We start from the raw sequence: 22,910 nt of genomic DNA on the forward strand, positions 1-22,910 counted from the left end.
TTGTACTTCGTTCGGTTTCGGATGTGGGTGTTTAACCGTTTTTCGCATTTATCGTGAAACGCTTTCGCGTTTTTCGTGCGCCGCCTCACTGGAAGAACACGACAAAATTGCGGTCCGTCACGCGCGCCGGCCTTTTCCGCTCCCCGGCGTCGGGCCTGGGCCTTCGATGAGTGCCCGCAGCGAAGACGACCTGGTGGGCTCAGCTGGCTGAAGCCTGGAAGCCCACCTTCCAGAGCGAGGTCGTTTTCACCCGGCTCTGGGATCGCCGGTCCGGTCAGCCTGCGCCCGGCGCCCAGCGGCCCCGCCCACCCCTGGGCTCCAGCACACCACCGCCGTCGGCGACGGACGGCGCGCGGCGAAGGCGTCGAGGTTCTTGTCGGTTTCGCGCCAGCGAGCCGCAGGCGGGTGCGTTCGTCTCCCGTCGCGGCGCGGGCGTTGCACCAGGCGATGGCCGTCGACCAGGTCGGCGTCGGCCTCCGGGCGTGATTGGAGGGTTGAGCCACCAGGCGGGTTCGCAGGCCCCACCCGTTCATCGCCAGCGTGACCAGGTTCCGGGCCGTCCTCCAGGTAGGCGACGATGACGCGGCGGGTCGCCGGTGCGGCGTCCGGTCGTGGTCAGCCGGAGCACCCCAGCGTCGCCCGCGCGGCCGCCGCAGCGCGACCCTCCCGCCCAGCACCCCGGTAACCGCCGCGGTGCACCACCCAGACCAGCCGGATGAACCAGCGCGGCGGCGGGCGTGGCGTCTGCGTCTATCGTCCGACCGGCACGACGGCCTCCCGATGCCCTCAGCAGCGGCGGTTCCCAGTACACGAAGGTAGCGGCAGGCGTCGGAGGCCGGTAGAGCCGTGGCGCCGGGCCTCAGGGGCAGTAACGGCGACGAGCCTGCCGGCTCAGGCGGGGGGCTCATCAGAGAAATTGTGCCGGATCGGGCGATCGGGCGACCGGTCGCGTCGAGGGTCAGCTCGATCCGACGAACAGCACCACGGCAGCAGCCACACCACCGGGCGGTGGGCAGCAGCGGAGTCCGGAAGAGCGGTCCGCCCGATGCCGCCACGTGGCGGGAGCAACAGCGTCCCCATGTCCTTGATGCCGAGATCCCGCTTGATCATGGACTCGCCCAGGTCACCGAGCGTCGCGCTGCACTGCGGCGACGAGGACACCGAGCACGCAGGCCCTGCCACCACGTGCCGTCGTCCACCAGGAACTGCATGCACAGCACGCCCGCCACCATCGCGAACGACAGCACCGCGCCGAGCAGACCCTCGGGTCTTGCCGGGAGCTGACCGCGGCGCGAGCTTGTGCTTGCCGAACCGCCAGCCGATCGCGTACGCCTCGGTGTCGCTGACCACGGTCAGGATCCCGGAACGTGAGCACCCGCCACGCCGTCGTCCGCGGTGAGCATCATCGCCACGAACGTCGCGAGGAGCAGGGACGTAGAAGGCCGCGAAGACACCGGCCGTGACGTCAGCTTCAGATAGCCCGGCAGTCATCCGTCATGCGCCACACCAGGACGGCCAGCGCGGTGAGCGCCATCGCCACCCAGGCGCCCTCGGGGGCCCCGGACGTATCCGGCGACGACCATCGCCGCGCCACCGACGGCGAGCGGCACGAGCGGCGCCTTGATGCCCTTGCGCGCCTCGAGCCGCGACGTCAGCTCCCACAGGCCGACGACGACGGCGACCGCCATCACGCCGACGAACACGGCCTTGACGATGAACAACGACGCGATGATCACCGCACTGAGCCCGACGCCGACCCCTATGGCCGCCCCGGAGGTCGCGGCCCGCGCTCTTCTTTCTCTGCTTTCGGCGCCGCCGCGGGGGCGGGGCTGCGGTGCTGCGCTGGGCATGGGCTCCTGCGGTGTCTGCGGCGCCTGCGGTGTCTGCGGCGTCTCGTCGCGGAACAGGGGGGCCGCTCAGCTGAGCGACCCCCGGTCGCCATCCTGGTCGGCGTCTCCGCCACCAGCGGGCACGCCGGGCATATCGGGCACGATGGGCATGGGCCGAGTCTCCTCCAACCGCGTGCCGCTTTCGTACGCGGGACCCGCCGGAGCGCGTCCCTGGTCGTACGAGGGCCCCTGACCGTAGGCGGGCCCGTGGCCCTGGTCGGCGGGCCCCCAGTAGCCAGGCCCGGTCGGCGCCCCCAGGAAGAGTCGTTCACGGATTCCTCGAACCTCGATGTTCCGCGCTCGCTCAGACTTCGAGCAGCTCGGCTTCCTTGTGCTTGAGCAGCTCGTCCACCTGGGCCACGTACTTGGCGGTGGTGTCGTCCAGTTCTTCTCGCCGCGACGGCCCTCGTCCTCGCCGATGTCGCCGTCCTTGATCGCCTTGTCGATGGCGTCCTTGGCCTTGCGACGGACCGAGCGGATGGAGACCTTGCTGTCCTCCGCCTTGGTCTTGGCGACCTTGATGTGAGTCGCGGCGACGCTCCTCGGTGAGCTCCGGGAACGTCACACGAATGATGCTGCCGTCGTTGCTCGGGTTGACGCCCAGGTCGGAGTCGCGGATCGCCTGCTCGATGTTGCGCAGCGCGCTCTTGTCGAACGGGGTCACCACGGGCCATCCGCGGCTCGGGCACCGAGAACGAGGCCAGCTGGTTGATCGGCGTCAGCGCGCCGTAGTAGTCGGCCACGATCTTGTTGAACATCGCCGGGTGCGCACGACCGGTGCGGATCGCGGCGAAGTCCTCCTTGGCGACCACGACGGCCTTCTCCATCTTTTCCTCGGCCTCGAGGAGGGTCTCTTCGATCACCACTTGCTCCTGCGTGTCTTGAGTGAGGCCCGGCATGCACGGGGGCGGCCGGCTGCGTCGCGTGTCTTTCCTGCACGGTGTCCGACCGGCAGGACATTGTCCATCCCTCGGGGACCTCCGGGGGCCCGGGGCCCCGGGGACGGACGGCTGGGTCAGGCGCGGGTGCCCTGCTCGCCCACGAGCGTCCTGATCTTCTCACCCTTGACGGCGCGCGCGATATTGCCCGACGTGAGGAGCTCGAAGACGAGGATGGGCAGCGTGTTGTCCCGGCAGAGGGTGATCGCGGTCACGTCGGCGACCTTCAGGTCGCGGGTGATGACCTCGCCATAGCTGAGGGCGTCGAACTTCACGGCCTCGGGGTTCGTCTTCGGGTCCGAGTCGTAGACGCCGTCGACGCCGTTCTTGCCCATGAGCAGCGCCTCGGCGTCGATCTCCAGGGCGCGCTGCGCCGCGGTGGTGTCGGTGGAGAAGTACGGCATGCCCATGCCGGCGCCGAAAGATGACGACGCGCCCCTTCTCCAGGTGGCGCACGGCGCGCAGCAGGATGTACGGCTCCGCGACCTGGCCCATCGTGATGGCGGTCTGGACGCGGCTGTCGATGCCTTCCTTCTCCAGGAAGTCCTGGAGGGCCAGGCAGTTCATGACGGTGCCGAGCATGCCCATGTAGTCCGAGCGGGCCCGGTCCATGCCGCGCTGCTGGAGCTCGGCGCCGCGGAAGAGTTGCCGCCGCCGATGACGACGGCGATCTGCGCCCCGTCGCGGACGACGGCCGCGATCTCACGGGCGATGGCGTGCACCACGTCGGGGTCGACCCGAGACCCCCGCCCCGGCGAACGCCTCACCGGAAAGCTTCAGCAGAAAGCGCCCGCGCCTTTGCCGTCGTCGCTCTTGTCGCCCTTGTCGGCCTGGGTGGTGGTCATGGAATCTCCTCGTGGTGCACATACGAAGAAGGCCATTGCCGGTGGGGGTGTTTCGCATCCCATGCGCGGCAATGGCCTCCGCTCACATCTGCGGTCGTCCGGAGCGTTCCCGAACGACTGCTGTCGACCCTATCGGGGTCTCGCGTCGGGCGCGGTACGGACTCAGATGCCGACCTTGATGCGCGAGAAGCGCTTCAGGGTGACACCGGCCTCCTGGAGGACCTTCTCGACGGACTTCTTGTTGTCGAGGGCGCACGGCTGACCGAGCAGCGTGGCCTCTCGAAGAAGCCGCTGACGCGACCCTCGACGATCTTCGGGAGCGCGGCCTCCGGCTTGCCCTCGGCGCGGGTGGTCTCCTCGGCGACGCGGCGCTCGGAGTCGACGACCTCGGCCGGGACGTCCTCGCGGGAGAGGTACTTCGGCGCGAAGGGCGGCGATGTGCTGCGCGACACCCTTGGCGAGGTCGGCGTCGGCCTTGTCCAGCTCGACCAGAACACCGATCTGCGGGGGGCAGGTCGGGCATGGTGCGGTGCATGTAGGCGGCGACGTAGGCGCCCGAGAACTGCGCGAAGCGGTCCAGGACGATCTTCTCGCCGAGGTTGGCGTTGGCCTCGTCGACGAACGCCTGACGGTCTTGCCGGCCTCGATCTCGGAGGCGAGCAGGGCCTCGAGGTCCGCGGGGCTCGTCTTGGCGACGTGCGCGGCGAGCTGGTTGGCGACCGACTGGAACTTCTCGCCCTTGGCGACGAAGTCCGTCTCGCACTTCAGCTCGACGAGGACACCGGAGGTGTTGTCGTCGGCGATGAGGGACACCACGGCGCCGTTCTCGGCGGAGCGGCCCTCGCGCTTGGCGACGCCCTTCTGGCCCTTGATGCGGAGCGCCTCGACGGCCTTGTCGACGTTGCCCTCGGCCTCGTCGAGCGCCTTCTTGCAGTCCATCATGCCGGCGCCCGTGAGCTCACGGAGCTTCTTGACGTCAGCGGCGGTGTAGTTCGCCATGATCCTGGTTTTCTCTCTACGAAGTCTGAAGCAGTCTGCGAAGGAAGGTCACGGGTGAACGGCGGGGGCCGAAGGGGCCCCCGCCGTCACCTCGCGAAACCGGTGTTGATGCCGGTACCCGTACGGGTCAGGCCTGCTCGGCGTCCGCGGCCGGGGCCTCGGCGGCCCGGAGCCTCGCGCGGCGGGCGCCTCGGCAGCGGGGGCCTCGGCGGCAGCGGCGTCGGCGGCCGGGGCCTCCTCAGCCTTCTCGTCGGCCTTCTTCTCGCTCCTCGAGCAGGTCGCGCTCCCACTCCGCGAGCGGCTCGCCGGCGGCCTTCTCGCCCGGCTTCTGGTCGCCCGTGGCCACGCCGGAACGGGCGATGAGGCCCTCGGCGACGGCGTCGGCGATCACGCGGGTGAGCAGGGGTGACGGAGCGGATCGCGTCGTCGTTGCCCGGGATCTTGTAGTCGACCTCGTCGGGGTCACAGTTCGTGTCGAGGATCGCGACGACCGATGTTGAGCTTCGGGCCTCGCCGACAGCGATGTGTCCTTCTTGGTGTCCACGATCCAGACGGCGCTGGGAACCTTGGACATCTCGCGGATACCGCCGAGGGTCTTCTCCAGCTTGGCCTTCTCGCGCGAGAGACACGAGAAGCTCCTTCTTGGTGAGACTGGACGCGCGACGTCCTCCGAAGTCGATCTGCTCGAGCTCCTTGAGGCGCTGCAGACGCTTGTAGACGGTCGAGAAGTTGAGTGAGCATGCCGCCCAGCCAGCGCTGGTTCACGTAGGGCATGCCGACGCGGGTCGCCTGCTCGGCGATCGCTTCCTGCGCCTGCTTCTTCGTACCGACGAACATGACCGTGCCGCTGTGGGCGACGGTCTCTCTGACGAACTCGTAGGCGCGGTCGATGTACGACAGCGACTGGAGAAGGTCGATGATGTAGATGCCGTTGCGCTCCGTGAAGATGAAGCGCTTCATCTTCGGGTTCCAACGACGGGTCTGGTGACCGAAGTGGACGCCGCTTTCCAGCAGCTCCTGCATCGTGACGACGGCCATGGCCGTACTCCTTGTGTGTTCTCGGTTGTGTCCTGACGCCCTGCTGCGCCTGCCGCGTACGTTCCGTACTGGGACCGATAGGCGCCTGACACGAACCTCATGAAGGACATGGGGGCCCGGTGCCGGGCGTGCGAAGTCGATCCGGTGGCCCGGATCGCCACATGAAGTGTACGGGACCCGCGAGGTACCGGGTGACGCGCTGTCCACAACCGATCGGTAGTCCACGTTTCCCGGCCAAGATCCCCGGACTCGGGCTCGCCCGGGATCGTGGGGCACCATGCGAAAAACTACTCAGCGTGATGCCGATGTCGCTGCTGTTCGCCCTCGCGACGCCGTCGTACGCGGCTGACTTCTGGCCGGTGGGCGACCGCCCGGCGGTGGTACGCCCCTGGTCTCCCCCGGCCACGCCCTACGGCCCCCGGCCACCGCGGCGTCGATCTCGCGGCCCTCCGATCGGCGCCCTCGGTCCGCGCGCTCACCGACGGCCGGGTCTCCTTCGCCGGCGAGCTGGCCGGCCGGGGCGTGATCGCGGTGGAACTGGCGGACACCGGAGACCCACCCCTGCGCACGACCTACGAACCGGTCACGGCGACGGTGGACCAGGGCGACGAAGTACGCGCGGGCGACCTGGTCGGAGTCCTGGAACTCCCGACGGGCCACTGCCCCCGCACCACGCCGTCCTGCTCCACTGGGGCCTGCTCCGCGGCACGACGTGCCTGGACCCGCTGTCCCTACTGTCCCCGTCCGCACGAACAAGGCCCCCAGCAAGACTCCTACCGATCTGGCCCTTCCCTCCACCTACACCTGAGCCCCACCTCGCTGCGGCGAGCTGCGGCTCGCCGCAGACAGTCGACCGCCGACTAACGACTCCGCCGCTCGCCTTGGGCGGTCTGCCGCCAGCTGACGGCTCCCCGTTGACGGCTCCCCTGCCTTGGGCAATCTGCCGCCTGGGGGCGGCAGGGTGGGCAAGGCGGCACCTCGGTGCAGCGCACCCACACGGGAGGCCCCACCACGACACGGCCAGAAACCCGGCCCCGCCCACCATCCCGACGACCAGAACCAATCACCGGCCACCCAGGCGGCAGCCCTCAGCCCTGAACGCCCCGCAAAGCCATCCCCACGGGCCGCATCCACGATCACGCCAGGATCCTCCGCGGCCCCCAGCTCGATCCGCCGCACGGCCGCGTCCACTACACCCCTGCAACAACATCGCCGCGAGCCGAGGCTGCTCGTGCCCCATCTCCCTGAGCGCCTCGACGATCATCGCGACGAGCCCCCGTGCGCGGCGCGGATCTTCTCCCGCGCCCCGGCATCCAGCTCACTCGGCTGCGGAGATCGCCACGATGCGGCCCGGTGCCGCCGGTCCCTCGACCAGCGCCAGCTGCTCACGCACGTACGCCTGACCTTGCCCCCGGGCGTCGCGGCCCGCGCCATCCCGGCCTGACCTCCGCGGCCCACACTGGGAAGTCGACCTCGCACAGCTCCTCGACCACGGGCCGCGCGGGACTTGAAGTACTCGTAGACGGACGACTCGCGCGAGCCCCGCCCGCTCAGCGAGCGCGGAACGCCAGCGCCTCCGTCCCGCCCTCTCGATCAGCAGGGAACGCGCCGCGTCCAGCGGGCGCCGCGCTGCATCGACCGGTGCTCGGGCCACAGAGGCCGCTCGGAATCCTTGGCACGTCTCCACTTTTACGGACGCGCCGCCCGGTACGGGAGCGCACCGGCCACCCGGGGCCGGGAGCAAGCTCCGGCAGGGACGATTCACCACGACCGCCCGCCCGGCACCCCCTCAGCGCCGGAAACTCGCCAGCTTCGCCCGCAGCTGCAGCACCGACTTCGTGTGTGATCTGACTGAACCCGGCTCTCGGTGACGCGAGCATCGTTGCCGATCTCGGCCAGCGTCAGGCCTTCGTAGTAGTAGAGCGTGACGACGGTCTTCTCACGCTCCGGCAGCGTGCGTTGATCGCTCGCCAGATAGCGCCGCAGCTCGCGGTCAACTCGGCGACCTCCACGGGATTGTCCGCCGCGTGGTCCTCGAGCGTGTCCATGAGGCTGAAGCCGGTCACCGCTCTCGCGGACGTGCAACAGCCCTCGAGCGCCACGGACGTTCGCGAGCGCCAACTGGCTGAAAAACCGCATGCAGTTCTCCAGCGCCACCCCCATCTCTCGGCGACCTCGCTCTCCGAGGGCGTCCGCCGCAGCTTGGCCTCGAGCGTCGCGTAGGCCCGCTCGACGTTGCGCGCCTTCTCGCCGCACGGACCGCGGGATCCAGTCCAGGGCCCGCAGCTCGTCGATCATCGCGCCGCGGATCCGGGTGATCGCGTACGTTCCCGAACTTGATCTTCCCGTCCGATGTCGAACTTCTCGATCGCGTCGATCAGCCCGAAGACCCCCGACGAAACGAAGTCGGCCTGCCTCGACATTGGGCGGCAGCCCCCATCGCTGGACCCGGCCCGCGACGTACTTTCACCAGCGGCGAGTAGTGCAGGATCAGCTGCTCCCGCAGCCGCTCGTCGCCTTCCGTCGCCTTGCAATGACCTCCACAGCTCCTCGAGGGAGGAGGGAGCCGGAGGCCGCACAGCTGGAACCGCGGGCCGCGGGAGGGACCGCCGCCCGGTCGGAACCGGAGGTGTGCCGTGGCATGCGCCGCCTTGTGCCGTTCTGCTGCGTACCGAGGAGCCGACCTCGAGAGACTCGGAGGAACTGGAGGAACTGGAGGAACCGGAGAAACTTGGAGAGACCAGTGAAAACCGGTGAGGTGCCTGAGGTGGTGGTCGTAAGGGCCGCTTTGGTTGCCTTGGTCGCTTTGGTCTTGAAGATGCCGTGCTGCCCGTCTGGTGATGACTGGCACCGAGCTGCCTACCTGATTCGCGGATTGAGGGGACGAACCCGAATCCTGGTGAGCGTAGCGTGACTGGAGTGTCGCAGTGTGCGAAGGGTAGGATCGTACGCGCGCAGATACGTTCCGTTGGGCGACTGGCGCGGCCTCTTTCGGGCTCCGCACGCGACCCGGGCCGGAGCGCCAACTGCTCTGAATTCGCCAAGCGTCATCGGGGGTCATCCGGACGGCGGAACGTCAGGCGTCAGGGGAACTCTTTCGAAAGTCCGGCCGGTCGCCTGGCGTGTCAACTGCCAGCCGTCGCCGTGCCGTTCGACGAACCCCACCGAGCGCAGTTCGTACAACTTCCCGATCGCCCCGTCCTGCGTCGCCCCGCGCGCCCGGCTAGGCCGATCTCCGCGACGCTGCGCGTCCCCGCGCGGGCAGCACCGCGAGGCAGTCGCCGCGCCGCCGCGGGCCCGCGGCAGCAGATCGCGCGGCAGCACGGGCCCCCGCCGCTCCGGCGCCAGCTCCCACATCTCCGACCAATAGCTCAACGACTTCCGCGGCGTCCGTCACCAGCACGGCCTCCTTCCGCAGCAGCGCCGTGCACGCGGAGACGCTGCTGGTCACCGGCCCCGGCACCCCCACCGAGTGCCGGCCGAGCCGCCGCGCCCACCGGGCCGTGCCCAACGCCCCCACTGCGATAGGCCGCCTCGACGACCACGGTGCCTCTGGTGGAGAGCCGCGATCACCCGGTTCCTGGAGGGATGAAGCGACTGGGGTCGGCGATCACCGGGGCGGCAACTCACCCACCACGAGCCCCTGTTCCGCGACCCGTGGTCGATCAACTGGGCGTGACCGCGCGGATAGACGCGGTCGACCCTGCAGGCGAGGACCGCCACGGTCGCACCTCGTCGCCCCCGAGCGCCCCACGGTGCGCCGCCGCGTCCACCCCGTACGCCCCGCCTGAGACGACGACCTGCATTGTCGCCCGCGAGCCCGGCCCCGAGGCTCGCCCCGATCCGGGCACCCTGTAGTCCGTGCAGGCCCGCGGCTCACCACGGCCACCGAGCGCAGCAGCGCCCACATCCGCAGGCTGGGCCCGCCCTGCACCCACAGACCGATCGGCCGCGTCCCCCAGGTCGTCCAGCTGACCTGGCCACTGGCGTCCCCGGGCACACGAAACCGCGCCCCCGAGCTCCGCGACCCGGGCTAAGTCCGCGCCCGCGGGCGGCGCTTCACGGGACCGGGCGACCAGTCCTGCCCAGCGCTCCGCCCGCACCCCCGGCAACGGCCCTGCGCTCGGCACCGGCACCACCGTCACGGCCATCACCGACGCGCCGGTCGCACCGGTCACACCGATCGCGGCCCTAGTCGTTCCCCGGCCGGCCGCCTCGCCGATCCGCCGCATCTGTCTCGACCGCCCCTGAACTTCCCGCAGCCACCGCCCGGACCACCTCCGAGCGCCGGGCTTCCGCCGATCCAGTGTCAGCTCGCGCCCGGGCGAGCCGCACCTTCGTCCGGGACGCCCACCCCGTCAGCTTGAGCCGGCCCCGATCGTCAATCGGCACTCCCGCGCGAGGATCCTCGGTCGCAGTTGCAGCGCGCGAGCGTCCACGTTCCGGCGAAGGGCCGCTCTGGCCCGCGAGGTCGGCGACGGTCCACGCCACCCGAAGCACCCGGTCGAGCCCGCGAGCGGTCAGGAAGCCGCGCTCCAGGTCCAGTTCGGCCTCGTCCAGGGCTCCCGGCGCGGCGCCATCTCGCGCGCAGCGCGTGCCCCGGCACCTCGCTGCTGGGTCCGCCACGGGGTGTCCGCGAACCGTGCGGGCCGCCCGCTCCCGCGCGCTTCCCGCACTCCGGTCGGCAACCACCTGCGTGCTGTCGCCCCGCGGCCCGTACCCGGCACAGTTCGCTGCGCGCGACGGCGTCCACCTCGACCCTGAGGTCCACCTGAGCCGATCAGCGGCCCGGAGAGCCGGGCCCGCACCGCCGCACGGCGGCCGGTGGACGCGTCGCACCCCCGCCCAGGGCGCGGTACTGACTCGCAGGGCGCACGGGTTCGCGGCCAGCGCCATCAGGGAACCGCGCGCAGCCGCATTCACTCCCTGCGCTCGCGCGATCACCACGTGCCCCGACTCCAGGGGCTGGCGCAGTGCGTCCAGGGCCCGGCCGTCCGGGTGAACCGGGCGCCTCGTCCAGGAAGAGCACGCCGCGATGCGACAGCGAGACCGCGCCGGGCCTGGCCACGCCGGGCCCTCCCCGACGAGGGACTGCATGGTCGCCGAGTGGTGCGGTGCGCAGCACGGCGCGGTGTCGATCATCGCCTTGCCGGGCGGCAGCATGCCCGCCACCGGAGTGGATCGCCGTGACCTCCAGGGACTCCTCGCGGGTGAGGGGCGGGAAGGACGGTCGGCAGCCGCTCGGCGAGCATGGTCTTGCCCGCGCCCGGCGGCCCGGAGAGCATGACGTGGTGGCCGCCCGCCGCGGCCACCTCGATCGCGGTGCGGGCCGACGGCCGTCCGACGTCCGGCGAGGTCGAGGCCCGTGGCCGTCGTGCAGTGAGTCCGCCGAGGCCGGTGCCCGCGCGCCGCTCCCGGGCATGCTGAGCCCGGCAGGCGGGAGATCGGGGCGGGTGCGGTCCTCCCGGCGGCTCGTCGGCACCGGCACCGTCCGTGAGCACCGCGATCAGCTGGCGCAGGCTGCGTACGCCGAGGACCGAATCCCCGGCACGAGGGACGCCTCGCCCGCCGTGCCCTCGGGGACCACGACCTGCTCGTACCCGCGTCGGCCGCCGCGAGCACCGCCGGGAGCACGCCCTCGACCGGTCGCACCCGCCCGTCCAGCCCCAGTTCGCCGACCATCACGATGTCGGCGAGGATCCGTGGGTCGATCCGCTCGGCGGCACCGGAGCACGGCGCAGGCGACAGCGAGGTCGAATCCCGAACCGCCCGCGGGCACGGACGCCGGGCTCAGTCCACCGTGAGCTTCTTCTGCGGCCAGTCCGCCCCGGAGTTCACCACCGCGGCCCTGACCCGGTCCCGGCTCTCGACGAGGCTCTTGTCGGGCAGCACGAGGTGTGACGGCAGACCCCCGGCTCCAGGTCCGCCTGCACCTCGACGACGACGCCGCTCGACCTACCAGACCACCAGAACACGTACGCGCGAATCCCATCAGGACACCGCGCGTACTCGACGCGGGCGGCCGCGCGCGGTCCCGGCAGCAGGATCCCCGATCACGTCGATGCGCACTCCGCCGGGTGGCGCTCCCGCCGTGCTCACTGCGCCCAGCGCTCCGCGAGGTCCCGCAGGCGTCGTTGCCTTGACCGGCGTGATCGCGGCCATCGGATGCCGGGAAGGCACCGTCCGCCCCGCGCCGCCCCCGGCGGGTCTTGACCTCAGCACACCACGATCGCGTCGCCGTCCCGCGCCACGATGTCGATCTCACCGAGCCTGCTCCGCGCGCCAATTCCGCGCGAGCACCCGTCATCCTGGCGATCGGCCAGCCGCCTCGCGGCCAGGTCCTCGCACGTGGTTTCCCCATCGCGCCCCGTGCGTTTCACGTCGGCACCACCTCTCCGGCACCCACGCTGACGCAGCGCAGAACAAGAAGTGGATCTTGGTGAACCACTCACGGGTTGTGGACAGAGTCCGCCACCCGCCAGGGGTTCCGCGACCGGCCGAGGCGAGGGAACGCCCGGCCTCAGCTGCCCGGAAGCTCCAGGTCACTCTTGTTGAGCTCCTCGATGTTCGACGTCGCTTGGAACGTCCAGAACGCGCACCTGCTTCACGAAGCGTGCGGGCCGGCACATGTCCGGAACCCAGGCATCCGCCATGGACACCTCGAAGAACACCTCGCCCTGGACCGAGCGCACTCTGCACCTCGTAGTCGTTGAGTGAGGTAGAAACGCCGCTCGGTCTCGATCACGTATTTGAACAGACCGACGACGTCGCGGTACGGTAGAGCTTCAGCTCCATCTCGGTCTCGTACTTCTCGAGGTCCTCGGCGCTCATGGCATGTTTCCCTTCAGCCGTGCGTCCCCTGTATTGCGCGCCAGCCTCTGGTGTCTCTAGACGATTTCCGTGTCGAGGACCAACGGCCGGCTCGGGGACCGTCGTCGAGCAATCGGTTCAGCAGCTCGGCGAGGTCTGGTCGGATACACCGTCTCATGCGCTTCGGCCAGTTCCTTGGTACGTCCACCAACGTGCTCCTTCGACGCTGCGATCGTTCGGGTCGGTCAGGCCGTCGTCGTTGATCTCGACCCGGTCCTGCGCAAGACGCCAGCCACGGGCCAGGAAGTACCACTCGTCCTGGTCCCAGCGCCGTCCGTCGAACGGGAACGAGCAGGTCCGCTGCCACAGCGCGGGGCCCAGCTCCACCTCGGTGATGCCGCCGGTCTCCCCGGCGGTTCCTGCGCCGCGCACGCGCGTCCACGCGTCTCGTCGCTCCAGACCGCCGCCCGGCGTGAGACCACCAGTCGACCGCCGCGCGTCATCGGGCTCGATGGCCGTGCAGGAGCAGGACGCGGTCCTCTACGGGTCGAGCAGCACGACCTCTTGCGCCACCTGGCGCAGCACCCTGCCGAGCCTCAGGCACGAAGGCCGCGCCTGGAGCGCGGTGCGCGAGCTCGCCGTGGCCAGCTTGGCGAGGGGCCCGTAGGCCGCCACTGCCGAGCACCAGGACCGCGTCCGGCCTGCGACTGGCACGGTCAGCATCAGCCTGAGCGTCCGGCGCGGAGGTCGCGGCGAGCACGCGCTCGAAGCCGGTGGGCTTGGCCGGCGCGCCGTCCGGCGGGCCAGGCTCACTGGTGTCGCGCGCCTGCACGGCGCCGGCGCTCCACCGAGCCGTTCGCGAGTCTCCGAGGTGGACGCTGAGTCGCCAGCGAGCCGCTGCGCTCGTCGCCGGGGAGGAAGAGGCGCTTGACGGTCGTGGACTTGATCGGTGAGCGAGGCGTTCGTGTCAGCCGGGAGATACGGTTCTTCGACCTTCTCGCCGTTGACGGTCAGCTTGCCGTCGGTGCAGCAGGCGATTCCTGTCGCCGCCGATGCCGACGACGCGCTTGACCATCGGCATGTCACCCCAGGTCGCCCTCACTGGAGACGACGACGTCGCCGCGCTTGACCTCACTGCCGTCGATGCGCTGGGCGAGGACGGTCGCCGGCGCCGATCGTCGGCGTCATCGAGGTCGGTGGGCACGCGTGCGGCTGGTACACGAAGCGCACTTCACACGAATCCGCCGAGGAACAGCACACAGCCGGGGGCCACGGCTATGCCCGACAGCGCGCTGCCGACCTTGCCGTGGCCCTCGGCCGCGTACCGACGTGTCCTGCTCATCCCAGTTGCCGCGTCGGTAGCTCGACCTTTCGCGGCCCGGCCTCGGAACGGCACGGACCGCGGAAGATCGGCGATCTGGGACGGCACCCTACCCGGCGGTACCGGTCGCAGAAACCCCTGGTGTTTCTCGGTAAGGCGCTGGTTGATCTTGCGCCTGCGCCACAGGACCAGCGGCAGCGCACCCGCGAGCCCGAGCGCGCCTGCCGCGCTCTTCGCCGCGGCGTCGATGCCCGACTGGTCGAAGGTGTCCGGCACGGGCAGCGTCGACCAGTGCGTGGGCGGCCAGGCGACGACGATGGCCCGCCCACGACGTTGTCGACGGGGACGAAGCCCTGGTTCTTGTCGTTCTGGTGGTAGCGTCCATGGAGTCCTGGCGGTGGTCACCATGACCCAAACTTTGCCTTCTGGAACCTTCACCTTGAAGGTCCCGCCCGCGTTGTCCCGGGCTGCACGGGGTGTTGCCCGCGTAGACGTACGGCTCGTTCAGCGCCTTGCCGTTGACCTTGAGCGCCCGTGCCCTTGCACTCGATGGTGTCGCCGCCGACACCGACGACGCGCTTGATGAGGTCCTTCTCGTCGGCGGACGGCATCAGACCGATCCAACTGAGCACCTGCTGCACGGCGTTGGGCTCCGCGGTGGGCTCGCCCTCCAGCCACCCGTCCGGGTCGTGGAAGACGATCACTCGCCGCGGTCCGGCTCCGGCAGCCCGAACCACGGGTGAGCTTGCCGACCAGCACCCGGTCGCCGATCTGCAGCGTGTTCTCCATCGACGCCGACGGGATCGAGAACGCCTGGACCAGGAACGTCTTGATCACCAGGGCCAGCACCAGGGCGATGGCGATGAGGAGCGGCAGCTCCTTCCAGAAGGAACGGGCTTCTTGGTTGCTCCTGGGTTCGTCGCCGTCGGCTCCCGAACCGCCCGTGGAGCTCGCCTCCACGCCGTCACCGTCCCGGGCACGGAACCCGTCACGGCCGGACTCGCCGCGTCGTCGGATCGCCCGGGCTGCTCCCTCGGGCCCATGCCCTGACCGTGCGCCGACCGCCAGTCCCCCACATCCACCTCACTCCGTGCCGCTGCCTGATCCCTACGCGATGCAGGCCCACCACTCCCATAACGAGCGGGAGTTCCGCAGGGAGTCGGGAGGGGGATCAATCCGTCCGAATCCGATGCGTTCCGGACGGTACGGCGCTGTTCGTGGTGGCCACCTTATGCGACGTATGAGAGCCGCTGGTCGACCCGTCGCCTTGCGCGTCGGCCACGGCCGAGAACGTCTCCGGCTCGCCGAGCGTGGTCCAGTGCCCGATGGGCCGACGATGCCGCGGGCCCGTCCGACCATCGACTCCTCGGCGACGGTTCCCTTTGAAGTCGTCGGTGAGGTGGTAGCGCGAGTCCGCCGAGTTGGCACGGTGGTCGCCCATCACGAACAGCCGACCCTCGGGGACCTTCACCGAGAAGTCGAACTTGACGGGCGTTGCCGGGGTGGATGTAGGCCTTCTCGTCCAGCGGCGTCCCGTTGACGGTGACGCGCCCCTGCTTGTCGCAGCACTTCACCGTGTCGCCGCCGACACCGACGACCCGCTTGATGAGGTCGCGGTCGTTGTCCGGACGGCAGGAGCCCGGATCCAGGTCAGGCCTTCGCTTGGATCTCGCTTTCACCCCGACCGGGGGTCCTGCTTGTCGCCCGCCTCCTGGGCGAGCTTTCAGTTCGTCGCTTGAAGACGACGACGTCACCGCGGTGCACCTGCGCGCCGAGCCAGGGGGTGAGCTTGTCGACCGCGACCCGGTCGCGTCGATCTTGATCGTCTGCTCCAGCTGGAGCCGGACGGAATCACGAACGCCTGCACCAGGAACGTCTTGAGGACCAGGGCTGCGAGCAGGGCCACGCCTATGAGGAGCATCTCCTTGATCGCGGAGCGCCTTCGGCGCCGCTTCACCTTGCGCGCGCGAGCTTGCGCCGCTCCGCACGCCCCGGCAGCGTGGGCCCCGCTGCGGGCCGGGCCCCCGGTGGGCAGCTGGTCGTCCGGACCGGTGGCCCGCGCGCACGAGCTTGCCCCGGCTACCCATGCGCACCCCCGGGTGCGGGCGCACGCGCGCGTAGACGTCGTTGCGCGGACAAGGAGTGCCAGTGACCCATCGGCGGAGCGATCCACTGGGCCCGGCCGATCACCTGGTCGACCGGGACGAACCCGCCGCCGGGCGCACCCAGGCACTCGCGGGAGTCACGAGTCGCTGCGGTGGTCGCCGAGCAGGAAGAGGGAGTCCTCGGGAACCTCGATGTCGAAGGGCACATCCGAAGGCGCGTCCCCGGCATGCAGCACGGCGCGCTCGTCCACGGACTGCCCGTTCACCTCGATCCTCCCGTTGCTGTCGCGGCAGACCACATGGTCTCACGCCCACGACGCGCCCGATGTAGTCAGCATCACCGAAGTACCCACTTGCCGTCGAGGCACGACCACGTCTCCCTCGCCTGCCCGGCACCGAAACGGTACGCCAACTTATTTACGAGGAACGCGGTCCCCGACCCTCAATGTGGTCTCCACCATCGAGCTGCTGGGGATCTGGAAACGGCTGCATCACGAAGACGCTGAAGGCGAGCAGGAACGCCATGCACAGTGGAGCAGCGAGAGCGTGATGCGGCGCCGGGCGGCCAGGCGGTCGCGGACAGCAAAGAAGAGAGCGCGACCGGTCCTCCCTCAGCCCTGTGAGGGTCGTGACTCATGGGGCTGGGAGGAACGCGGTCGCGCTCCACGTGCTACGTAGCTTCGGTGTCCATCGAGACCAGATGCTATCCGGCTCTCCTGAGGACTCCGCGGTCGCGAGATGCGCTGGCGCTCTCGAGGGGCGCCGAGCGGCTCAGTTCTCGCGCTTCCTCCTTGATCTTCGCGGCCTTGCCGCGCAGCTCGCGGAGGTAGTACAGCTTGGCGCGACGGACGTCACCCTTTGGTGACGAGCTCGATCTTCTCGACGATCGATGTGCACCGAAGGTGCGCTCGACGCCGACGGAGAAGGAGACCTTGCGGACCGTGAAGGTCCGAGACACCGGCGCCCTGGCGACGGATGACTACGCCTCGAACTGCTGCACACGGGAGCGGTTGCCCTCGATGACGCGGACGTGACGTTGACGGTGTCACCCGGGCGGAAGGCCGGGATGTCGCTACGCAGCGACGCGGAGTCGACGGAGTCGAGCAGGTGAGACATGATCGTCTGCTTTCTTCGCCGATGCCACAGGTCATCAGCGGGAGGTATGCGATGAGTTTCGGTAGCTGATCGCGTCGGGCCGCGCGCGTCCCCCTGTGGCAGGGGCGCAGGCTGGACGTACAGCAGCGGCCTATTTCCTTCCACGGCCTCGGGCGTTGGCCCAAATCGTCCGTCGGGACCCGGCCGCCAGCCCCAGGGATCGAGAGCATTTCCCGGTCCTTCTTGGTCGAAGGCCTTCGGGTCGGTGCGCTCGATCAGATCGGGCCGGTTGCGCGTGGTGCGACGGCAGCGCCTCGTCCCGGCGCCACCGCGCTGATCCTGCCGTGGTGGCCGCTGAGCAGCACGTCCGGGATGTCCCGGCCGCGCCACTTTGGAGGCTTGGTGTAGACGGGCCCTTCCAGGAGGTTGGCCATCGCGCCGGGCGCGAAGGAGTCGTCCTGGTGCGAGGCCGCGTTGCCGAGCACGCCCGGCAGCAGCGCGCGCCACGGCCTCCGTGACGACCAGCACGGCGGCTTCCCGCCCGCGAGGACGTAGTCGCCGATGGAGACCTCGTAGACCGGCATGCTGGGTCGCGTACTGCCGTCGATGACGCGGCGGTCGATGCCCTCGTAGCGCGCGCGTGAAGACCAGCCAGGGCGCTCGGAGAGCTCCACGGCGAGTTCCTGCGAAGAGGGCGCCCGGAGGGCGTGGAACGACCAGGACGGGCCCGTGGGCCCCGTTCTCGTACCCGTCGGCGAGGACGTCGTCGAGCAGTCGCCCCCACGGCTCGGTCTTCATGACCATGCCGGGGGCCGCCCCCGTAGGGGTGTCGTCGACCGTGTTGTGCCGGTCGTACGTCCAGTCCGCTCAAGTCGTGCACCTGGACGTCGAGTTGGCCACGCGCGCGTGCCTTGCCGACGAGCGAGACGTTCAGCGGTTCCAGGTACTCGGGAGAAGATCGTGACGACGTCGAGGCCTCAGCGCGCCCTCTTCCTCCCGCGGTGTCGCGCGGACGCGATCTCGGCGCGGTCGTCGATGAGGCCGGGCGGCGGCGTGGATGATCGCCTTCTGCTCCTCGAGGTCGGTCTCGCTGACGATCTCCTCGACGAACGGGATCATGACCTCGGTGCCGTCGGGGCGCTCCCACGATGAACAGGTCCTGCGAGGGCAGGTGGGAGATCTCCGTGATCCCGGCTCGACCTCGATCCCGTCGACGGTACGACGTCGAGGTCCATGAGCTGGTGGTCGTAGGACCGTCCTCGTCGCTCCGGGCCGCGCTCCTCGGGTCGACCTCGGCGATCAGGAGGGTGTTGCGCAGCGCCTCCGCGCCGGTCCGGTCGCACGCCCTCGAAGCGCAGCAGCAGGCGGCCGCTGTGCACCCGGCCGACTCGATGGTGAGCGGTCCCGGAAGCGGCGGGGTCGGTCGCGAGCACCGCGCCGGGGCCGAGCCGCAGCTCGGGCTCGTCGGTGCGCACCTCGACGGTGACGCTCGCCCTTTGGATGTCCCGTGGGCGCGGCCGATGCGCCCGACTACCAACTGCACGATCCGAAACTCTCCTGTCCAACCACTGGGGCTCAACGACAGGGCCGGGGACGGCTAGCCAGCCCTCCCGGCCTCGAGCCGGTGTTCAACTTTGTCAGCAGAACCTGGTCGACGTCGACGAGGTCGACACGCGGACACCGGCCGCCGATGGCGCCCCACGACGGTGCGCAGAGCGCGCGCGTGCGGCCGTTGCGGCCGATCACCTTGCCGAGGTCGTCAGGTGGACCCGGACCTTCCAGCACGCGCCCCACGGCGCAGGTTGCGCGCGGCGACCTGCACGTCGTCGGGGTTGTCGACAATGCCCTTCACGAGGTGCCGCCCAAGAGCCCTCGGAGCATGCTCGGAGCCTCGGTCGACTCCGGACGCAGCCCCAGCGGCCCTCGTCCTCTCTCTCAGCACTTCCTTCTTCTGGGTGATGGCCTCACCTTGGGCTCGTCGGCCGTGGCCGAAGCGCCTCTCGAGAAGGAGGGACGGGCCTTCTTCGGCTCGGCGACCTTCCAGCGGCTCCGGGGCGGGCGGGCCCTTGTGCTTCTGCCAGTCGCCGGTGAGCTTCAGGATGGCCATGACCGGCTCGGTCGGCTGCGCGCCGACACCCAGCCAGTACTGCGCGCGCTCCGAGCCGACCTCGATGCGCGACGGGTCTGCACCGGGTGGTACAGGACCGATCTCCTCGATGGCCCGGCCGTCACGGCGGGTACGGGAGTCGGCGACGACGATGCGGGTAGTGAGGCGAACGGATCTTGCCCAGACGCTTCAGCTTGATCTTGACTGCGCGAGTGGTGTCTCCTGGTCTTGACGTGGGTGGGCACGGCGAGAGTTGCCGCGTGGTCTGCGGTACCCGGAGTGCCCGGATGGACGCGCCAGCCGCGATAGAGGGGTCCTGTGCGACTGTCGAGTACAGCTAGCCATTGTGCCCATACGTCGACGGCGGCCGAACCCGCATACGGCCGCCCCACCAGGGCCGAGCGTCAGCTCGCGGCGCCGCTCGACGACCTCCGGGATGCGGAAGGGCTTTCCGCATCCGCCGCACACGATGGGGGCCTGTGCGAGCACCGGGGCACGACGCGGACATTGCGACCGCAGTGCGCAGACGGCCTTGATTCCGCACCCCGCCTCCTGAGGAGCCGTGCCGGGCGGCCGGTCCCGCGGAAGCTGCGTTGGTGTCCGCGGCGGTCGCCACGGTGTGCGCCTTGAGCGCGATGGAGCCGCCTCGATCGTCTGCCGGTAGCGCTGCTTTCGCCTCGAGGTTCAGGCGTGACCAGCGAGCAGCCACCGCTGGGATGCGGCTCCTCGGGGTGGTCGAGGCCCAGCTCCTCGGCGAGCTGGCCAGGAATCTGCGGCTGTGGTGGCGGCCGGCGCGCGAGGTGTCGCGGATTCCGGCGCGCTGCGGCGATGCCATGGACCGCCTCGTGGAGGAGTCGCTCGGAGGAGAGCCCGTGTCCGCAGGCGGACGACGACTCCCCGGATCAGATTCGGGCGCGGCAAAGATCCGGCAGTTCGGGGTGGTGCCGCTGAATGTCGGCCCACGCCCCTGCCAGCTCTGCGGCGAGAACAGGTGGTGTCGTGCTCACGTCGTGACAACGAGCCGGGGTGCCTCTGTGTTCTTATTCCGGGGCATCCCAAATATTTTGCACGTACCAGTCAGTTGCCGCTCATGCGTCCCGGACGAGGGCGGGTGCGCTGATCTGCGGAGAAGCCGCACAGCTCGCCAAGGGGTGCGTAGTGATACATACGCCCCGGGATGTACGCGATCCACACGCCGGGGCGTCGCTCGAACAAGAGCTGTTTTCGGCCTCAGTACGCGCGTGCCACCACGGCGACGTTACTGGGTGCGTCATCGGCGTCCGGCACCGACCCGTCCGCGGCGAGCAGACACCGCACGGAGACGGAGTGCTCGGCCCAGCCGCGCCTCGCCCGCCTCGCCGAGCGTGGCCCACGGAATGCTCGCCCAGCCGCCGGCCGAGGTCACCTCGACGGCCTCCTCCAGCGTGGCGACCTCGCTCGTACGGGACACGCGGCGTTCGCGGGACTGCTCAGGAGCAGCGCCTGGTCCTCTTCGAGGATGCCCGGCAGCAGTCCGGCCAGGGCGTCCACGGGCACCGGCTCCTTGCCGCCGGGAATGCGGCGGGCCAGCATCGCCGTACCGCCCTCCAGGTCGCGCGGGCCGATCTCGATCCGTACGGGGACGCCCTTCGCTCCCAGTCGACGGCCCGGCGCCCGAAGGGGGTGTCGGTGCGGTCGTCGACCTGGACGCGATGCCGGCCGCCTTCAGGGCGTCACCGATCTCGCGCACCTTGGCGAGGACGGCCTGTCGCCCTTGATGGCGAGGACGACGACCTGGGTGGCGGCGAGGCGCGGCGGCACCCGTAGTCCGTTGTCGTCGCCGTGCATCATCACGAGGGCGCCGATCATGCGGGCCGTCGATCCCCAGGAGGTCTGCCAGACCAGCTCCTGCTTGCCTTCCTTCGACAGGTACTGCGTGTGGAAGGCCTTGGCGAAGTTCTGCCTGAGTTCGTGGCTCATGCCCATCTGAGGCCTTGCCGTCGCCCATCATCCCTTCGAGGGTGAGGGTGTTGATGGCGCCCGCGAAGCGCTCCTTGGCGGTCTTGCGCCCCAGGACGACGTCCATGGCGAGCACGTTCTCCATGAAGTCCGCGCGTACGTGCCGGTGGGATGCGCGCCGCGAAGTGCGCGCGCCTCCTCGTAGGTCGCGTGCGCCGTGTGGCCCTCCTGCCAGAGGAATCCGGGTCGTCCGCAGGAACAGCCGGGGCCGCAGCTCCCAACGGACCACGTTACCACTGGTTGATGAGCAGGGGCAGGTCGCGGCAGCTCTGCACCCACTTGGGAAAGTAGTCGTTGACGATCACTCGGAGGTGGGCGGACGACGGCGGGCTCTTCGAGCCCTTTGCCGCCGCCGTGGGTGACCACGGCCAGTTCGAGCGCGAAGCCCTCGACGTGGTCGGCCTCCTTGGTGAGGTACGACTGCGGGATCAGAGCGGGAAGTACGCGTTCTGCGTGCCCGTCTCCTTGATGCGCGCGTCCATGTCCTGCTGCATCCGCCCCCACAGGCAGCAGCCGTACGCGGTCGGATCACCATCGTCGCGCACCGGTCCGTTGTCGGCCAGCCTGGCCTTGGTGATGAGCGTCCTGGGTACCAGCGCGGAAAGTCTTCCGCCTGGGGCGTGAGAACGGGTGCTTTGGCCATGTCGCGCATGCTACGGCGCGGACTGCGGGCACGGGAATCCTTTTCGCCCGTATGCCTCTATGCCACTGGCATAGGGCCTTCAGGGGGCGCACGACGGAGTACGCGCAATGTCGGCACGCCTGCCAAACACCCCCCTAGACGTGACGGACGATGCGGAGTTCTCTGACATACGGGGGAGTGCGAGCAGCGCGCGAACACGGTCAACACACCACGGCGACAACTCTCGGCATCTCTCGGTGGATTGGGGCACTTTCGATGACACCTACGCTCGTGCAGCGACACCTCCCCCCACGCGGCACCGGTGTCGCGCGCGGACCTGTGCGCACGCGCGCGTGACGTGGGCGGAGATCCAGAGCGGATGTTGGTCCCGCTCTACGAAGCGGTGTACGAGCGGCTTGAGGTCGGCCCGGGCACACGCCTTCTGGGACTCGGCTGCGGTTCCGGGTCCCGCCCTTCTCATGGCGGCGTCGTCGCGGCGCGGCCGTGACCGGCGTCGAGGCCGCGGAGCCGGAGCGGGCTCAGCGCTCGCCAGGGAGCGGCTGCTGCCCGAGGCGTGGAGCGAGCAGGAGAGCACGGACACCCGTCTCACGGACGGCCGGGACGACGCGGTCGTCGCCGCGCCGGACGACGCCCCGTGCACCCTGATCACCGCCTTCCAGCCGATCGGCTGCACGGCGGGGGACTCTCGAGCGGCTCTCCACGCCCTGGAGAGCGCCGCTCCGCTGGCCGAGCGGAACGCCTCCCGTGGTGCTGGTCGGATGGGGCCCTCCGGAGCGCTGCACGGCTTCGTCCGTCTACGGGTGGCCAGAAGCTCGCCGACCCCCTTCGTAGTGCGGGGAGTTGGCGGCCGGCTCTCCGGCGTGACGACCTGGAGGAGGCCGCGGGCGGGGCTGCGGCCCGACGGATCGGGCGGGTGGCGTGCCCGCCCTTCGGGTACGCGGACACGGAGAGTGCGGTGCGCGGCCTGCCGTCGACGCGGTTGTTCGACGCGTAGCGGTCGTGCGACGGACCAGACGCAGGTGGACAAGGAGGTGACGGAGGCGCTGCAGCCGTACGTGCGGGCCGACGGCACCGTCTGGATGCCGAACGTCTTCCGGTACCTGATCGCGCGTACGACCTGAC

At 70.0% G+C, this 22,910-nt stretch carries 13 protein-coding genes and 19 pseudogenes; 2 read left to right on the forward strand and 30 right to left on the reverse strand.

The annotated features are described in order from the left end of the window. Positions 1-891: 891 nt before the first annotated feature. The 9 genes and pseudogenes from RBJ77_RS36770 to rpsB form a co-directional block, all read right to left on the reverse strand. Positions 892-1,491, reverse strand: a complete 600-nt coding sequence (locus RBJ77_RS36770) for a phosphatidate cytidylyltransferase (RefSeq protein ID WP_372348926.1) — start codon at positions 1,489-1,491, stop codon at positions 892-894. Beyond that, positions 1,488-1,736, reverse strand: coding sequence for a hypothetical protein (locus RBJ77_RS36775; protein WP_372348927.1), 249 nt, complete (start codon positions 1,734-1,736; stop codon positions 1,488-1,490). Before RBJ77_RS36775 ends, RBJ77_RS36770 begins: the two co-directional genes overlap by 4 nt. Positions 1,737-2,193: 457 nt before the next feature. Beyond that, positions 2,194-2,752 (reverse strand): annotated as a pseudogene (frr, locus tag RBJ77_RS36780) (ribosome recycling factor). A 152-nt stretch (positions 2,753-2,904) separates the two neighbouring features. Next, positions 2,905-3,672, reverse strand: a pseudogene (gene pyrH, locus RBJ77_RS36785) (UMP kinase). A 194-nt stretch (positions 3,673-3,866) separates the two neighbouring features. Beyond that, entirely contained in the window at positions 3,867-4,169 is a 303-nt protein-coding gene (locus tag RBJ77_RS36790; RefSeq protein ID WP_372348946.1) for a hypothetical protein, read from the reverse strand. Beyond that, positions 4,102-4,671 (reverse strand): annotated as a pseudogene (tsf, locus tag RBJ77_RS36795) (translation elongation factor Ts); the annotation flags it as partial. The gene RBJ77_RS36790 and the pseudogene tsf, both read right to left, overlap by 68 nt. Before the next feature lie 238 nt (positions 4,672-4,909). Then, entirely contained in the window at positions 4,910-5,062 is a 153-nt protein-coding gene (locus tag RBJ77_RS36800) for a hypothetical protein (protein ID WP_372348928.1), read from the reverse strand. Positions 5,063-5,135: 73 nt separating this feature from the next. Then, positions 5,136-5,378, reverse strand: a pseudogene (locus tag RBJ77_RS36805) (30S ribosomal protein S2); the annotation flags it as partial. A 79-nt stretch (positions 5,379-5,457) separates the two neighbouring features. After that, a pseudogene (gene rpsB / locus RBJ77_RS36810) lies at positions 5,458-5,988 on the reverse strand (30S ribosomal protein S2); the annotation flags it as partial. Positions 5,989-6,008: 20 nt separating this feature from the next. Between rpsB and RBJ77_RS36815 the strand changes: the two are divergent. Further along, positions 6,009-6,509, forward strand: a pseudogene (locus tag RBJ77_RS36815) (M23 family metallopeptidase); the annotation flags it as partial. A 288-nt stretch (positions 6,510-6,797) separates the two neighbouring features. Here RBJ77_RS36815 and RBJ77_RS36820 read toward each other — a convergent pair. From RBJ77_RS36820 to RBJ77_RS36920, 21 genes and pseudogenes are all read right to left on the reverse strand, one after another. Continuing rightward, a pseudogene (locus tag RBJ77_RS36820) lies at positions 6,798-7,363 on the reverse strand (TetR/AcrR family transcriptional regulator). Positions 7,364-7,470: 107 nt separating this feature from the next. Further along, a complete protein-coding gene (locus RBJ77_RS36825) occupies positions 7,471-8,142 on the reverse strand; it encodes a sigma-70 family RNA polymerase sigma factor (RefSeq protein WP_372348947.1) in 672 nt (223 codons plus the stop codon). Positions 8,143-9,156: 1,014 nt separating this feature from the next. Further along, the gene (locus RBJ77_RS36830) at positions 9,157-9,432 is read right to left on the reverse strand and encodes a hypothetical protein (RefSeq protein ID WP_372348929.1); all 276 of its coding nucleotides are present in this window, start codon (positions 9,430-9,432) and stop codon (positions 9,157-9,159) included. A gap of 468 nt (positions 9,433-9,900) precedes the next feature. After that, positions 9,901-10,806, reverse strand: a complete 906-nt coding sequence (locus RBJ77_RS36835; RefSeq protein ID WP_372348948.1) for an ATP-binding protein — start codon at positions 10,804-10,806, stop codon at positions 9,901-9,903. Further along, positions 10,775-10,906: pseudogene (locus RBJ77_RS36840) on the reverse strand (hypothetical protein); the annotation flags it as partial. The pseudogene RBJ77_RS36840 and the gene RBJ77_RS36835, both read right to left, overlap by 32 nt. Beyond that, positions 10,848-10,994 (reverse strand): ATP-binding protein, encoded by a 147-nt coding sequence (locus RBJ77_RS36845; RefSeq protein WP_372348949.1) that lies wholly within the window; start codon positions 10,992-10,994, stop codon positions 10,848-10,850. The gene RBJ77_RS36845 and the pseudogene RBJ77_RS36840, both read right to left, overlap by 59 nt. Positions 10,995-11,358: 364 nt before the next feature. After that, positions 11,359-11,601: pseudogene (locus RBJ77_RS36850) on the reverse strand (magnesium chelatase domain-containing protein); the annotation flags it as partial. Between the two features lie 323 nt (positions 11,602-11,924). Next, the gene (locus tag RBJ77_RS36855; RefSeq protein WP_372348930.1) at positions 11,925-12,089 is read right to left on the reverse strand and encodes a hypothetical protein; all 165 of its coding nucleotides are present in this window, start codon (positions 12,087-12,089) and stop codon (positions 11,925-11,927) included. 140 nt (positions 12,090-12,229) lie between these two features. Further along, positions 12,230-12,540 (reverse strand): annotated as a pseudogene (locus RBJ77_RS36860) (DUF2469 domain-containing protein). Positions 12,541-12,596: 56 nt separating this feature from the next. After that, positions 12,597-13,119 (reverse strand): annotated as a pseudogene (locus tag RBJ77_RS36865) (NUDIX domain-containing protein). An 830-nt stretch (positions 13,120-13,949) separates the two neighbouring features. Further along, positions 13,950-14,857: pseudogene (gene lepB, locus RBJ77_RS36870) on the reverse strand (signal peptidase I). A gap of 154 nt (positions 14,858-15,011) precedes the next feature. Continuing rightward, positions 15,012-15,281, reverse strand: coding sequence for a hypothetical protein (locus RBJ77_RS36875; RefSeq protein WP_372348950.1), 270 nt, complete (start codon positions 15,279-15,281; stop codon positions 15,012-15,014). 103 nt (positions 15,282-15,384) lie between these two features. Continuing rightward, a pseudogene (locus RBJ77_RS36880) lies at positions 15,385-15,927 on the reverse strand (hypothetical protein); the annotation flags it as partial. Positions 15,928-16,082: 155 nt separating this feature from the next. Further along, the gene (locus RBJ77_RS36885; protein ID WP_372348931.1) at positions 16,083-16,211 is read right to left on the reverse strand and encodes a hypothetical protein; all 129 of its coding nucleotides are present in this window, start codon (positions 16,209-16,211) and stop codon (positions 16,083-16,085) included. A gap of 437 nt (positions 16,212-16,648) precedes the next feature. Further along, complete coding sequence (locus RBJ77_RS36890; RefSeq protein ID WP_372348932.1) at positions 16,649-16,903, reverse strand: 50S ribosomal protein L19; 255 nt, start codon at positions 16,901-16,903, stop codon at positions 16,649-16,651. Positions 16,904-17,315: 412 nt separating this feature from the next. Continuing rightward, a complete protein-coding gene (locus RBJ77_RS36895; RefSeq protein WP_372348933.1) occupies positions 17,316-17,714 on the reverse strand; it encodes a hypothetical protein in 399 nt (132 codons plus the stop codon). Positions 17,715-18,017: 303 nt separating this feature from the next. After that, a pseudogene (rimM, locus tag RBJ77_RS36900) lies at positions 18,018-18,583 on the reverse strand (ribosome maturation factor RimM). 101 nt (positions 18,584-18,684) lie between these two features. After that, positions 18,685-18,892: pseudogene (locus RBJ77_RS36905) on the reverse strand (RNA-binding protein); the annotation flags it as partial. Next, positions 18,889-19,346, reverse strand: a pseudogene (gene rpsP / locus RBJ77_RS36910) (30S ribosomal protein S16). The pseudogenes rpsP and RBJ77_RS36905, both read right to left, overlap by 4 nt. A 224-nt stretch (positions 19,347-19,570) precedes the next feature. Further along, positions 19,571-20,154, reverse strand: a pseudogene (locus RBJ77_RS36915) (hypothetical protein); the annotation flags it as partial. Positions 20,155-20,377: 223 nt separating this feature from the next. Continuing rightward, positions 20,378-21,788: pseudogene (locus RBJ77_RS36920) on the reverse strand (His/Gly/Thr/Pro-type tRNA ligase C-terminal domain-containing protein). Positions 21,789-22,146: 358 nt separating this feature from the next. On the opposite strand from RBJ77_RS36920, the pseudogene RBJ77_RS36925 reads away from it, so the two are divergent. After that, positions 22,147-22,909: pseudogene (locus tag RBJ77_RS36925) on the forward strand (cyclopropane-fatty-acyl-phospholipid synthase family protein). The last annotated feature ends 1 nt before the right edge of the window (position 22,910 follow it).

The organism is Streptomyces sp. KL116D (assembly GCF_030766975.1).
In the GTDB taxonomy this organism is placed as follows: domain Bacteria; phylum Actinomycetota; class Actinomycetes; order Streptomycetales; family Streptomycetaceae; genus Streptomyces; species Streptomyces longispororuber_A.